13 protein-coding genes are annotated in these 14,466 nt (G+C 30.9%); 8 read left to right on the top strand and 5 right to left on the bottom strand.

Annotation, left to right across the window (positions count from 1 at the left end; genetic code table 11):
* A complete protein-coding gene (locus tag KM029_RS11710; RefSeq protein WP_262712703.1) occupies window positions 1-159 on the bottom strand; it encodes a winged helix-turn-helix transcriptional regulator in 159 nt (52 codons plus the stop codon).
* Window positions 160-318: 159 nt separating this feature from the next.
* Between KM029_RS11710 and KM029_RS11705 the strand changes: the two genes are divergently transcribed.
* Window positions 319-1,044: a hypothetical protein gene (locus KM029_RS11705; RefSeq protein ID WP_144073459.1), complete on the top strand. Its 726-nt coding sequence runs from the start codon at window positions 319-321 to the stop codon at window positions 1,042-1,044.
* A 115-nt stretch (window positions 1,045-1,159) separates the two neighbouring features.
* Here KM029_RS11705 and KM029_RS11700 read toward each other — a convergent pair whose 3' ends face one another.
* Entirely contained in the window at window positions 1,160-1,513 is a 354-nt protein-coding gene (locus KM029_RS11700; protein WP_144073458.1) for a winged helix-turn-helix transcriptional regulator, read from the bottom strand.
* 313 nt (window positions 1,514-1,826) lie between these two features.
* Here KM029_RS11700 and KM029_RS11695 point away from each other — a divergent pair, with 313 nt between their 5' ends.
* The 3 genes from KM029_RS11695 to KM029_RS11685 all read left to right on the top strand — a co-directional run bounded on the left by KM029_RS11695 (window position 1,827) and on the right by KM029_RS11685 (window position 4,830).
* Window positions 1,827-2,426 carry a nitroreductase family protein gene (locus tag KM029_RS11695; protein ID WP_144073457.1) on the top strand — a complete coding sequence of 200 codons (600 nt, stop codon included), beginning with the start codon at window positions 1,827-1,829 and terminating at the stop codon, window positions 2,424-2,426.
* A 514-nt stretch (window positions 2,427-2,940) separates the two neighbouring features.
* Complete coding sequence (locus KM029_RS11690; RefSeq protein WP_144073456.1) at window positions 2,941-3,561, top strand: hypothetical protein; 621 nt, start codon at window positions 2,941-2,943, stop codon at window positions 3,559-3,561.
* Between the two features lie 132 nt (window positions 3,562-3,693).
* Window positions 3,694-4,830, top strand: a complete 1,137-nt coding sequence (locus KM029_RS11685) for a BspA family leucine-rich repeat surface protein (RefSeq protein WP_144073455.1) — start codon at window positions 3,694-3,696, stop codon at window positions 4,828-4,830.
* A gap of 120 nt (window positions 4,831-4,950) precedes the next feature.
* On the opposite strand, the gene alaS is transcribed toward KM029_RS11685, so the two are convergent.
* The 3 genes from alaS to KM029_RS11670 form a co-directional block, all read right to left on the bottom strand.
* On the bottom strand, window positions 4,951-7,557 hold the full coding sequence (gene alaS / locus KM029_RS11680; RefSeq protein WP_144073454.1) for an alanine--tRNA ligase: 2,607 nt from the start codon (window positions 7,555-7,557) through the stop codon (window positions 4,951-4,953).
* Between the two features lie 207 nt (window positions 7,558-7,764).
* A complete protein-coding gene (locus KM029_RS11675; protein WP_144073453.1) occupies window positions 7,765-8,109 on the bottom strand; it encodes a hypothetical protein in 345 nt (114 codons plus the stop codon).
* Between the two features lie 85 nt (window positions 8,110-8,194).
* Window positions 8,195-8,545 (bottom strand): hypothetical protein, encoded by a 351-nt coding sequence (locus KM029_RS11670; RefSeq protein WP_144073452.1) that lies wholly within the window; start codon window positions 8,543-8,545, stop codon window positions 8,195-8,197.
* A 326-nt stretch (window positions 8,546-8,871) separates the two neighbouring features.
* Between KM029_RS11670 and KM029_RS11665 the strand changes: the two genes are divergently transcribed.
* The 4 genes from KM029_RS11665 (at window position 8,872) to KM029_RS11650 (ending at window position 14,213) form a co-directional block, all read left to right on the top strand.
* On the top strand, window positions 8,872-11,580 hold the full coding sequence (locus KM029_RS11665) for a family 14 glycosylhydrolase (protein ID WP_144073451.1): 2,709 nt from the start codon (window positions 8,872-8,874) through the stop codon (window positions 11,578-11,580).
* Window positions 11,581-11,742: 162 nt separating this feature from the next.
* Window positions 11,743-12,735 carry a helix-turn-helix domain-containing protein gene (locus KM029_RS11660; RefSeq protein ID WP_144073450.1) on the top strand — a complete coding sequence of 331 codons (993 nt, stop codon included), beginning with the start codon at window positions 11,743-11,745 and terminating at the stop codon, window positions 12,733-12,735.
* A 153-nt stretch (window positions 12,736-12,888) separates the two neighbouring features.
* The gene (locus tag KM029_RS11655; RefSeq protein ID WP_144073449.1) at window positions 12,889-13,581 is read left to right on the top strand and encodes a DUF4136 domain-containing protein; all 693 of its coding nucleotides are present in this window, start codon (window positions 12,889-12,891) and stop codon (window positions 13,579-13,581) included.
* Between the two features lie 38 nt (window positions 13,582-13,619).
* The gene (locus tag KM029_RS11650; RefSeq protein WP_144073448.1) at window positions 13,620-14,213 is read left to right on the top strand and encodes a porin family protein; all 594 of its coding nucleotides are present in this window, start codon (window positions 13,620-13,622) and stop codon (window positions 14,211-14,213) included.
* The last annotated feature ends 253 nt before the right edge of the window (window positions 14,214-14,466 follow it).

Here is a 14,466-nt window from a genome sequence, read left to right as displayed (position 1 = left end):
TTATACCTTAATTTCTTCAATTTTATCATCCCATTTAATAGCTTCTTCTCCCCAAGAAGAAATCATATCTAGAAGAGGAATTAAGGTTTTTCCAAAATCGGTCATACTATACTCCACTTTAAGAGGAGGCTTATCTGTGGCAATAACTTTTCTGTTGATAAGGCCATCAATTAGAAGTAAAAGATATTATAATTGGGAAAGAAAACGAGAAATAGTAAGGTTAAATAAAATAATAAATTTTAAGTTGTTAATTTTAATATAAATTTGTGGCTACTATTACTAATAAGACTAATTAATTACTAAAACTTAAAAACAAACATGCAAATTAAAACTGTTGTATCACTATTATTGAGTCCAATGTTTTTCATCCTTGTAGGATGTAATCAAGAGGCTCTTGAGATTAAAATCAATCGAGCAGGTACTTTACTTATTTCTGCTGAAAATGTAACTCAAGGAGAAGTATCTGTTGGTTATTATAATAACTATCAAATATTCGATAGCTTAGATGAAAATGGACAGTTCCAGACTGAAAAATTATTAGAAGGTAATTATGAGGTTATGGTTTCTACTGAGAAAGATAATTTCACTTTTATGGATAAAGTGATGACTCAAGTTATTGCTGATGAAAATATGATGGTTCAATTAGATCCATTAAGTAATTATGGTGCTTTTAAAGTAATGACAATAACGTCTTCATATGATTATAATACTGGTATGTATGTATCAGATACATTATCAAATGTAAATGTAGGGTTAATATCATCAAAGAAAATGGCAGATTTATCATCTTATTCAGATGACGATATAATACAGGCTTTACAGAAACAGGGAACAACAAACTCATCAGGAATTATTGAGTTTTCAGGACTTCCTTCTTCTAATCAGAAATGGGGTAACTCTAACGGTACAATTGGTTACTATATTATAGTTCTAAATCGAGAAAAATCTAAGATATTAGTTAATTACAATCAATACTCTTTAGAATATCAAAAAACTGAAAGTATTACAATCCAAATTCCAGAAGATGATTTAGAGGAGTTATAGGTTAATATTTTTATAAAAAATTTTAAGTCTTATTAGTAAAATAGATGCACTTATTATTAGTGTATTAAAACATAGTCATTATACAAGAGGTGAGTTGTAAAAAAACTCACCTTTTTTATTTTACAACTTCAATTTTATCATCCCATTTAATAGCTTCTTCTCCCCAAGAAGAAATCATATCTAGAAGAGGAATTAAGGTTTTTCCAAAATCGGTCATACTATACTCCACTTTAAGAGGAGGCTTATCTGTGGCAATAACTTTTCTGTTGATAAGGCCATCTTCTTCTAATTGTTTTAACTGCAGACTTAAGGTTCTTTCGCTTATAGTCGGAATTGTTTTCTTAATTTCATTATATCTAAGTGTATTATTTTTTAAATGAATTAGGATGACGGTTTTCCATTTTCCACCAATATATTTCATTGTAAGGCTAGTACAACAAGGGTATATTTTATCTTCTACTTTAAACATGTATTTGATATTTTTTGGTTCTATATTTATAAAATTAAGTTACTATCAAAAGTAAAGCAACTTTATTATGTATTGTTTTGTAATTGCTTGTTTTAAACCATTGTAAATAGTTGTTAAAAATAGATACTTACATTTGTGCCCGTTATTGCCTTTAATTAAAGCACTACTTATGTTTGTAACTATCAAAAGTAAAGTAAATAATTTATCACTTTATTATTAATATAAAAAAGTGAACAAGTCACAATAATTTCTTTTGATGGAAACAATTTTAAGAATTTTAACGTTGATAAGGTCAACACAAAAAAATACAAATATGGAATTTATTGAAGTAGCAAAGTCTAGATATACAACAAAAAAATATGATGCCTCTAAAAAGGTAAGTGATTCAGATTTAGAAAAATTAAAAGAAATTTTAAGATTAAGTCCTTCTTCAATAAATAGTCAGCCTTGGAAGTTTACTATTGTTGGAAACCAAGAGTTAAAAGAAAAATTAGCTGAAGCATCTTATTTTAATGCTCCTAAATTAAAAGATGGGAGTCATGTAGTTGTTTTTAGTGCTGTAGATAACGTAGATAAATTCGAAAAAGACATCAATGAATACCTTCCAGAAGGAGCTGTTGGTTATTTTAATACAATGTTGAAACCTCAAGGTGAAGATGTAATTAAAAATTGGTTCTCGGATCAAGTTTATTTATCAATTGGTTATTTCTTATCTGCAGTAGGAGCTATGGGGATAGATTCTACACCTATGGAAGGAATTGATAGAGCAAAATATAAAGAAATTTTAGGTCTAGAAGGTTATCAGCCATTAGTAGCTGTAATGATTGGTTATAGAGATGAAGAAGATGGTAATCAACCATCAAATAATCCTAAATCTAGATTAGATATAAATGAAATTGTGGAAGTGAGATAATTAGTTTTCACATTATAAAAAAGCCACTTTAAGCAATGCTGCTTAGAGTGGTTTTTTTTTGTAAAAAACTATCTGTATATATTAGATTTCTTCAATAATCAGTTGCTGCTGTTCAACAATAAAATTAAAAGACAAGTCTGACAATGTTTTGTCATTAATAGTCGCCCTCTAAGCTCTATGCTTCAATCTAAAGGAATTAATTTGGATGTTAATCCATTAGCACTATAACATTCTTTGAGTTCTTTTACTTTATTAAAAGGAGTGTTTTTGATTAAATAGCTTAAATAATTTTGTAATTTGATGGCTTAAACTAAAACACTAACAGTATGCAAGCTTCTCTAAAATTATTAGCATTATTTATTTTAATTTCCTCGAATTCATTTGCTCAAGATCTTCTCAATAGTACTCGAAGAAGTCACTATTCTTATATCTACCAAGTGACAAATGATGAAGTAGAAAAGATTTATAAGTGATACCTTAATGAGGAAATTATTATTGATAATAAACTGGTATTATGCAAACAACACAAAAAATAGATTTTCCTTTTAAGTCATGGAAGAGGCTATATAATAAGTTTTCTGATAAAACGTGTAGCTATGAGTTTTTGAAATACATAATTTCCGATACAGATTGTGATTATAGTTTTGAAATTATATATGAAGGGGTGAAAATATATATTAGAGCATTAGATATCGAGTATGCTAAATATAAAGGTACTCACTTGGGTAATGGTAGCTCTAAAGATAAGAATTTCGAAATTTGGATAGAGATTGTTGAACCGAAACAAACTTTTCATTTACATAAAAGAATCTCAATCCTTAACTTCTTTAATAAGCTGATTGGAAATAGTATTGATGTATCAAAAAGTAGATTTTTAGAAGGATATCAATTAAATGGAGATAAAAAATTTACCCCATTAACTCCATCTCTTGAATTTATATCAGACTTTACTGGAAATTGTGTGATTTTAAATAATTTTATCGATCCTAAAACGGCAAAATATTACCTTGTTTTTTCAACTTTAGTTTGGCAAACAGATTATGATAAAATCTTAAAGCTCATAGATAATATGTATAATCTTTATAAGTCTTATCAAAAGGTTATAAATGATTTTATTTATGATATAGAAAACTAATACTCTATCTAGCAAGAATTATTCTTGATGCATGAAAAAAGTTTGAAGACTATTCATTATTGTTTATTTAAATAAATGGTATACTAATTTATAAAACCCTTATATTAAATTAAAAAAAGGATAAATATTATTATGACAACAATAAAGTTTCCATTAAGAGAAGTTATACTATTCAGTATTTTATTATTTCATTTTTGTTTAGAGCTTAAAGGACAATCAATAAAAGTAGATTGTAATGATTTTCGTTATGAAGTTGGTGATTATGTTACTATTGATAATGAAAGATATTTGATTGTAGATAATAAATCACTTAAGAAATATATAAAAGAAGGAAATGATGTTACTTATGTAATAACCTCATGTGTTACGGATATGACAAAACTTTTTTCAGAAGTTAAAGTTATTAATGGCTCAATAGAGAAGTGGGATGTTTCAAATGTCACAAGTATGTTGTATATGTTTGAAGGAATTGAAAATTTTAATCAAGATATATCAAAATGGAATGTTAGCGAAGTAAGAAATATGTATGGATTATTTAAAGACCAGAGCATATTTAATCAGGATATATCGGATTGGGATGTGAGTAATGTAACTCAGATGAGTTTAATGTTTAGAGGAGCAATTTCCTTTAATCAGGATATATCGCGATGGAATGTCAAAAATTTAAATGCATCTAGTTATATGTTTTTTGGGGCAAGCTCTTTTAATCAAGATATATCGCAATGGAATGTAAGTAATGTAACTCATATGAGAGGAATGTTTGATGGGGCAAGTTCTTTTAATCAAGATATATCGCAATGGGATGTATCAAACGTGATAGTGATGAGTCAAATGTTTCGAGGAGCAAGTTCTTTTAATCAAGATATATCACAATGGAATGTAGAAAATGTTAAAGAAGTAGTAGGGATGTTTTACAATGCAACATTTTTTAATCAAGACCTTTCTTCATGGAAATTATTAAAAGTTTCAAGTATGCAAGCTATGTTTCTTGGTGCAGAGTCATTTAATCAAGACCTTTCGAATTGGGATTTATCGAATGTGGAAATAATGCGAAATATGTTTAGAAATGCAGAGTCTTTCAATCAAGACATTTCATGTTGGGATGTTTCAAATGTTACAGATATGTATGCAATGTTTAATGGAGCTACTACTTTTAATCAAGATCTCTCAAGTTGGAAAGTAAATAATGTAACCTTTTTTGAATTATTTGATGTTGGCACAGCTGATGAGTGGTATGAAGTTTTAAAACCTCACTTTAAACATCAATAAAAAAGTTTCATTTATAAATTATTAAAGAAAATTTACAACCCCATGACTTCAGTCGTGGGCATAAAAAAACGGCCTCCCCAATAAAGGAAAGGCCGTTTTATATTTTAAAAGAGGAGTTTATTAAACTAACTCTTGTGCTTTTACAACAACAGCGTCCAAACCATTAATATCTTTACCACCCGCAGTAGCAAAGAAAGGTTGTCCACCTCCACCGCCTTTGATCTCTTTTGCAAGAGCTTTAACGATATTTCCAGCATGTAAATCTTTAGCTTTCACAACTTCCTCGTCAATCATAACAGCTACTTGAGGTTTCCCATCAACATCTGCTGCTAAGATTAAGAACATACTGTCTACAACAGCTTTTAAGTCGTAAGCCAATTGCTTTAATCCTTGAGCATTTGGTACAGATACTTTCTCTGCAATAAAGTTGAAACCGTCTTTTGCAATAGCTTTAGACGCTAATTCCGTTTTTACAGCTTGTAATTCTTTATTACGAAGTGTTTCTACTTCTTTAGATAAAGCAGCTTTTGTTTCTACTAAATCTATAACAGATTTCTTAGGATCTTTTGATTTTAAAAGCTCTTTAATCTCTTGTAATAAAGTAATCTGACCATCAACAAATTCTTCGGCAGCATCTGCAGTGATTGCCTCAATACGACGAACACCAGCAGCTACAGAAGATTCTGCAGTAATTTTTAATAAACCAATCTGACCAGTAGCAGCTACGTGAGTACCTCCACAAAGTTCTACAGAGTAGTCTTTATCAAAAGTAATTACACGAACAAAGTCACCGTATTTTTCACCAAATAAAGCAGTAGCACCCATGTCTTTTGCTTCATCAATTGGTACGTTGCGTTGCTCGTTTAAAGGAATATTCTGACGAATACGTTGGTTAACGATCTTTTCAATTTGTGCTAACTCCTCCGCTTCTACTTTTTGGAAGTGTGAGAAATCAAAACGTAAATGCTTATCGTTTACCAAAGAACCTTTTTGAGCAACGTGCTCACCCAATACTTCTTGCAGTGCAGCGTGTAGTAAGTGTGTTGCAGAGTGGTTGTTCTCCGTTAATTGTCTACGGTGAGCATCTACTTTAGCAAGAACAGGAGCAGAAGGATTACTTGGTAATTTGTTTGCAAAATGAATAATCAAATCGTTCTCTTTCTTTGTATCGAAAATAGCGATTGTCTCTTCACCAGAAACTAAAATACCTTTATCACCAACTTGTCCACCACTTTCTGCATAGAAAGGAGTTTGATCAAGTACTAATTGAATGATTGTTTTCTTTTTCTCTGTTACTTCGCGGTAACGTAAAATTTGAGCATCAGATTCTAAAACATCATAGCCTAAGAATTCAACTTCATCGCCCTCGTTTACATCAATCCAATCTCCTTTTTCAGAAACCGAAGCAGCACGAGCTCTATCTTTTTGTTCTTTCATTGCTGCATCGAACCCAGCTGTATCTACAGTGAATCCGTTTTCTGAAGCAATTAGTTCAGTTAAATCTAGAGGGAAACCGAAGGTATCGTATAAAGTAAATGCTTCTTTACCAGCAATAACTTTGTCAGAACCATCCATAGCTTTTTGAAGAATCACTAACCCTTTTTCTAACGTACGTAAGAAAGCAGCTTCTTCTTGCATCACAACTTTTTTGATAAAGTCTGCTTGAGAAATTAACTCAGGGAAGATTTCATCAAATTGTTCTGAAAGAATATCAACTAACTCGTACATGAACGGTTTAGTGAACCCTAAGAATGTATAACCGTAACGAACAGCTCTACGAAGGATACGACGAATTACGTAACCTGCTTTGTTGTTCGATGGTAATTGACCATCAGCGATAGCAAAAGAAATTGCACGAATGTGGTCAGAAATTACACGAATTGCAATATCGATTTTCTCATCTTCACCATAAACTTTACCAGATTTAGCTGCTAAAGATTGGATCATTGGTTGGAATACGTCTGTATCGTAGTTCGATTCTTTTTTCTGAATCGCCATACATAAACGTTCAAATCCCATACCTGTATCGATATGTTTGCTTGGAAGAGAAACTAAAGAACCGTCTGCTTTTCTGTTGAATTGCATGAATACAAGGTTCCAGATCTCTACTACTAATGGGTGGTCTTCGTTTACTAAAGTTAAGCCATCAATTTTAGCTCTTTCTTCATCGTTACGAAGGTCAATATGGATTTCAGAACAAGGACCACAAGGACCAGTTTCTCCCATTTCCCAGAAGTTATCTTTTTTATTGGCAGGGATAATTCGATCTTCATCAATTAAACCTTTCCAAATATCTATTGCTTCTTGATCTAGCTCAGTACCGTCTTCTTTATCGCCTTCGAATACTGAAACATATAATCTATCTTTTGGCAGACCGTAAACATCTGTAAGAAGTTCCCAAGCCCACTCAATAGCTTCTTTCTTAAAATAATCTCCAAAAGACCAGTTACCTAGCATTTCGAACATAGTGTGGTGGTAAGTATCAATACCTACTTCCTCTAAATCGTTGTGCTTTCCAGATACACGTAAACACTTTTGAGTATCTGTTACACGTGTATTCTCGGCGGCTTTATTTCCTAAGAAATAATCTTTGAATTGATTCATACCTGCGTTTGTAAACATCAAGGTAGGATCATTTTTAATCACAAGTGGTGCCGAAGGAACGATGGCGTGCTGCTTGCTCTGGAAGAATTCCAGGAACGTACGGCGAATACTTTTTGCGTCCATGTATATCTCTCTACTGAGTAATTTTAAAAATTTTGTTTTTTAACGGTGCAAAAATAAGATAATTATCCAATCTATATAATAATGTATCTTATGTATATGCTGTTTATAAGTATCTTTTAAAGAAAATTTGTGATTATAGACCAAATTAAACAAAAAAAAGAGCCAACCTTTTGAGATTAGCTCTTTTAAATATATCAACAAAAATAATTATTGATTATATATATTGAGAATTAGCTCTCTTATTACAAGTGCTAATTTGTCTTTATTATTTTCAAATTCTATCCAACCATATTTATTACTATGATTAGTAAAAACGACTGTTTTTAATTCATTTTTAAAAATCATAACATCTACACCTCCTACATTAACTTTACTCGCCTCTCCAAAATTTGATGTAATTTTGTTTAAATCGGCATTAAAATCACCAGCTCCAATAGTATCTACAGATGCAACAAATTTACTTTTTATTGTTGTATAGATGCCATCTGCAAATGATGAGGTTGCCGAAAAAAAGAACAAAAATAAGAGAAAACTAGTTATTAACCTTTTCATAGTAATAATAATTATGTTGATATTATACTATAAAGACTATTTAGGTTAATAGGTAAACAATTACCTTTAAGATAGTTAACAGAAATTATTCTAGGTTATATATATTAATTACTAATTCTCTTAAAGCATTACCCATATTTATATTAGAAGAACTTTTAAAAGCTATCCAACCATATTTATTGATTTCTTTTGCAAAAATTAATGTATTTCCATTGCCTTCAAAGATGGTTACATCCACTCCACCAGCGTTCACAGTTTTTATTTTATGCATTCCTTTAGTCACTTTTATATATATTGATGAAGGATCACCTTTTGAAATGATATCATCAGAGCAAACATAACTAGAATGCATTCTTTTGTAATTGTATATATCATCAGCAAAACTATATAGGGTTGAAGTAAATGAGATGATTATTATAAGAAGTATCTTTTTCATGGTAGAGAATCGTTGATTTAGTATATTTTTACGATTTGAGTAAAAATTAGGATGAATGTGTTTAGAGTTATTAATTCTAGTGATATTTTAGGTGTATTGATATATATCTGAGTTGATTAGGGTATTAATATTATACTGAATTTTAGCTAAAGGTTTGTAGCAAAGTTGATTTGAAAAAATCTTCACTATATTTGTTGCACAACAAAACATCTCATCGTGTGTGTTTTTAAACTTCATAAAGAGGATAGAGAATTCAGAATAATATTTGTACCTTCTCATAACAATCCCTTTATCAAGGTATTACTAACAAATTATATCATAATACAATGAAGACTTTTGAAGTCCGTTTACCATATTCTATCCTAGAGCCAGATACATGTTTTTCTACAAATGATCCAGATTGGACAGAGTTAGAAAAGTGGATTATTAGAGGTAAAAAAATAGGAATAAATACTGTTTTGGTACCAATACTATGGAAACTTGTAGAAGGAGAAGGTAAAGCTTCTGACAATGTAGACCATCATATTCAATACAATTGGATATACTACAGAAGTATGATTAATAAACTCGTAGAACACGATATAAAAATTGTGGTCGAGTTTAATTTTCAGATGATCAATAATTACGAAGAGAATTACTTATGTACTTTGCCTGATTGGCTATGGGGTAAACTCATGGAAGACAATGAGGAAATAAAGTACTTAAGTCAGCTTAAATATGTAAATAAAGGTGGGGGTAGTGCTCAGGAGTCTGTTTCTTTATGGGCAGATCATTATGTACTTCCTTACTATGAAGAATTAGTTAGATCTTTCAAGCATAATTTCTCAGATATATCAGGTCGATTTATTAGGATGCTTATTTCTACAACTCCGCAAGGAGAGTTAAGTTACCCTATTAATGAATGTGCTTTCCCTAGAAGAAACATGCAATGTTATTCTCCTACAGCAATGGAGGATTTTGACAATTATGTTCGAGAAAAATATGGAGATTATATCTCTGCAGGAGAAAAATGGGGAGTAGAAGTAACAGATAAGGAAAGCTTGTTTGTTTATTTTAAAGAAAACGATGTACTCCAAGGGCGTAAATATTACGATACCTTATATGGAAATGATGTAACAGAATGGTATAACCACTCTTTAACAAATCACGGAAATAAGTTATTACATATTCTTCAGAATGTATTTTCTGATGGTGGCTTTGAAGGGTCAAGATTATGTATACGTTTATCTTCTGCTTATGCAGAGAAAAACTTAAAAAATACCCCTCATCTTACAGAAGTAGGTGCAGGGATATTATCATTAAGTAAAAAGGTTGATGTTCAAAAAGCATATACTACATCTTTAGATCATTTATCTGAAGGTATAGATAGAGGACGTTTACGTTTTATTATTCCTACAAAAAGTAGAACAGAATATAAATCTGATTCAGAATACGCATTAAAACTAAAACACCTATTAGAGTTTGGTGATGCGGATAATATTAGTTTCATTTTAGAAAATTCATCTACAGAAGGAATAAACTCTCACGTAATATGGGATACTTCTGAAGAATGGTTATTTAGAAATCATAGCTTACACGGCTTGATTGTAAATAACATGAAAGCATTATTTGATACAACAGGAACAGGTAGTGCTCGTTTAGGTGAACTAATTAGAAAAGTGAAGTTTAAGGATGATCATATTGAAAGAAAACAAAAATCTTTCCGTGTGATGGGACCACTTCATGTAAAAACACATAATGCAAAAAGATTACTGCAAGATCAGGATTGGATAACTGTTTCAAGACAGTTAGATAAAATGAGAGAAATTGGAGTAAGTGCAGTTTCTATAGATATTTGGTGGGGACTTGTAGAAGGTCGTCAGTCGAATGAATTTGATTGGGAATACTATGATAACATGGTAAAACTTATTGAATCTAAAGGGCTGAATTGGGTGCCAATTTTATCATTCCATCAAGCTGGAGGTAACGTAAATGATGATTTTACGCAAATGATTCCACTTTGGATTTGGGGTAAAATTGTTGAAGAAAATTCGAACCTTAAATCTATCGAAGATTTACAATATGTATCAGAAACAGGAGATGTAAGTGTAGAATATGTGTCTTTATGGGCAGATACCTATGTAATACCTTACTACGAGCGTTTTATGAAAGCATTTAAGCAACGTTATAAAAAGTATGCTTGGATGACAGATGAAATAAATATTAGTCTAGGACCTGCAGGTGAGCTGAGATACCCTTCTTACAACTCTCATGATTGGGGAGATTATCCAAACCGTGGTACATTACAATGTTATAGTAGATTGGCTGTAGAAGATTTCCAACGCCATATTGTAAACATCTACGGTAGTCTAGATTACATTAATGAAGTTTGGCATACAGCGTATGAGTCAGCAGAAGAAATTCCGATGCCAGATGCAGATGAATTATTTAAAAATAATAATTATTCTACATCTCGTTATGGGCTAGATTTCTTTAACTGGTATAACGAAAGCCTTGCTAAACATGGTAATAAAGTAATTAGAAGAGCAACAGAAATCTTCACAGATGAGTTTGAGAATGTTCCTGTAGGTTTTAAAATGCCTGGTATACACTGGTTAGTTAGTGATCCTAATCAGCCTCGTGTAGCAGAAATTACTGCAGGTTTAATTGCTCCGTATCCAAATATTGATGCATCAGACCGTGATGAATATACAGAGATGCTGAAGAAAATTATTGACAAAGACTTTAAAGATAAAGTAGTACTTCACTTTACTTGTTTAGAAAAAATGAACAAGGACTGGGAAGGGTACTCTAGAGCTGAAGATCTTGTAATGTGGTTCTCTAATGCAGCTAAAAAATTAGATATTCAGGTAATGGGTGAAAATGCACTTTACCATGAGTTGTATTCAGAATCAGGATGGGAACAAATAGAGAAAGCATTAACACGTACAAATACCAGTTATTCTGGTCTTACAGTACTAAGAATGCAAAACTTATTCTCGGATAATAACTTTGCAATTGAGAAATATGCGGAGTTAATCAATAAGTTGAGATAAGAAACTATATAACAATAAAAAGAAACCACCATTAATAGATATATTAGTGGTGGTTTCTTTTTATATTCATAGTGTTATAACCATTATGGATTTAATAATTACTAGTCTATTTTTTATTAGTATTAGTTTCAGTGTTTTGCAACAATAGAATTTATATATATTATGGAGATATCACCTTTTCAGATTGCTTTAGAAGCTTGGGGAAATATATTTCAAGGGAAACTTAGCAATGATACAACCATTACTTTTGATAATGCCATTGGCAAAGGAACAATAAAAGGTTTTCAGTGTAATGAATACATTGAAGTTTTTCGTTTCAAATTAAACCTAAAGCAGAAAATTACTTCAACAGGTAAAAGTTTAAGTGAAATATCATCTTTTAAACCAATATTTTTTGGAGATCCAGACGATAATAAATCACTCGGAATTGACCAAAGTGAAAATCAAGAAGAAAATCATGTTTCTCTAGAAAGTTTTCCGATACTCACTCAAGGAGTTTTTGCTACAAATAATAAAGATTCTATGTCATGGGATTTTACGCCAAATAGAGATATTCATTTTATATCAATTAGAATAAAAGATACTCATTTTAAAAATTTAATCAATAAGTCTGATAAGGTAAAAGAGGTTTTTAATAATGATAAACCTTATTATGTGTTTGAAGAATTTGACCCTATAATGCATGGAATGTTTTGGCGTATCTTTTCTTTTAAAGACAATGAGACATATGAAAATGATTTAGTACATGCTTGTGCATTGCATTTGATTGCTGTTTTCTTTTCTAAAATTCATGAGAGAGAAGAATTAGCAGAATCTAATAAATACCCTATAAACACAAAGGCGGTATTTATGGCTCGAACAATTTTGAAGAAAGAATTAAACAAGCAAATACATATTGATGATTTAGCAAGAGACTGCGGTTTAAGTGCAAGCAGGTTAAGAGCTTTATATAAACAGGTTTTTGGTATAACAATACATCAATTTCATCAGAATGTGCGTTTAGATGAAGCAAGAAAGCTATTAAGAGAAGGAGAGAAGACAATGTCTATGATAGCAATGGATTTAGGCTTTTCTAGTGCAAGTCATTTTTCTGCAGCATTTAAAAAACAGTTTGGTTATACCCCAAGAGAGTTCAAAGAAGACCTAAATAGGTAAATTTATATATTAAATTATACTATAAGGAGATGTGATTTTTCACATCTCCTTATTTTTTTTACAAAAGTTATTTTTTGATGTTTTTTAATCATTTAATGAAATTTAACATAGAATTATTCCCGTTAACCTAGCTATCACTTAATAAAACAAAAAATGAAAAAAATTAATTACATCGTTCTAGCGTTAGCATCATTATTTTCAATTACATCTTGTAATACAAATGATGAATATCCAGATCAAGTTTCTGATTATGATACAGTAATCACAAATAAAAACTCAGATTATAACGATAGCTTCTCTACAGCAAAAACATTTAGTGTTCCTAATTATGTAGTCCATATTGGAGAAGATTCTTCAGAAGGTTATCAATTAACATCTACAGATGAAATAATCATAAATGAAACAATATTAGAAATGAAAGCAGCAGGTTATACTTTCATTCAAGAAAATGAAACAGATAAGCCTGATTTAGTTGTTCTTCCTTATTCTTTTGATAATACAGTTGTTGGTTCTGTTACAGCTTGGCCAACTTACGGAGACTGGGGTGACTATTGGGGTGGTTACTGGGGTGGCTACTGGGGTTGGAATGATATGTATCCAATGGGTGGTTACTATCCTTTTTATGGTTATCCAATGACATCTTATTATTCTTACGATCAAGGAACGGTAATTCTTGAAATGGTAGATAATAGAAAAGCAGTAATGGAAGATGGTGAGAATCAAGTTCCAGTAATTTGGCAAGGCATCTTAAATGGAACAGAAACAAATTTAGTAGATAATCAAAATCGTATTAAAAGCGGTATCGATCAAATGTTTATCCAATCTCCATACATCTTAGCAGACTAATTTATATCCAACTTAAAACATTAAAAACATCAATCATTATGAAAAACATTAAAAAAATATTCCTTGCAGCATTATTAATTGTTTCAGGTTTATCAACGGCATCGGCTCAAGACCTTATTGGAATTTCTTATAACATGGCGTTACCATCAAATAGTAGTACTATTACAGATGCATCTTTTAGAGGTGGTAATTTAGAGTACAGACACTTCTTAAATGATAATTTATCTGTTGGTGCAAGTATTGGTTTTAATTATTTCAATCAAAGTTTTGGAAATAAAACTTTTTCATCAGAAAATTCAGCAATTTCAGGAGAAACTTATGAGAATGCAACATCTTTATCAACACTAGCAACAGCTCATTATTATTTAGGTAACCTAGGTGGTATTAGACCTTATGCTGGTATTGGAATTGGTGCAGCAGGTACATATTTCACAAGTCAAGTAGGTGGTGTTGCTGTTTCTGATCAGTATTGGGGATTTGCTGTAGCGCCAGAAGTTGGTGTTATTGTACCACTAGGAGATGCAGGAGTATCATTATTGAGTAACGTAAAGTATAATTATCAAACAGGTGCTCAAGGATATGATAGCGTAGCGTATTGGGGTTTTAATATTGGTTTAGCTTTTGATTTCTAAATCTAAAAAATAAAATACATCAGAAAGACAGCTTTATGGATAACGTAAGGCTGTTTTTTTATGTTTAAAAAAATATAGACAGAGTTAGATTTATAGAATAGAGTTATCTTTTCTAGTCTAGAAGTGTAGAGTAAAGTTGAGATTATATAATTTAAAGAGTCGTGTGTAAAGTTATTGTTATTTTACATTTGTAAAGCTAATACTAAAATATCCTAAATCAAAAGAGTTCTTTAGTTTTCAAAAACCTTTGTGT

The organism is Flammeovirga kamogawensis, assembly GCF_018736065.1.
GTDB lineage: Bacteria > Bacteroidota > Bacteroidia > Cytophagales > Flammeovirgaceae > Flammeovirga > Flammeovirga kamogawensis.
Note: the sequence above shows the minus strand (reverse complement) of the source record. Positions and strands in the feature narration are given on the sequence as shown.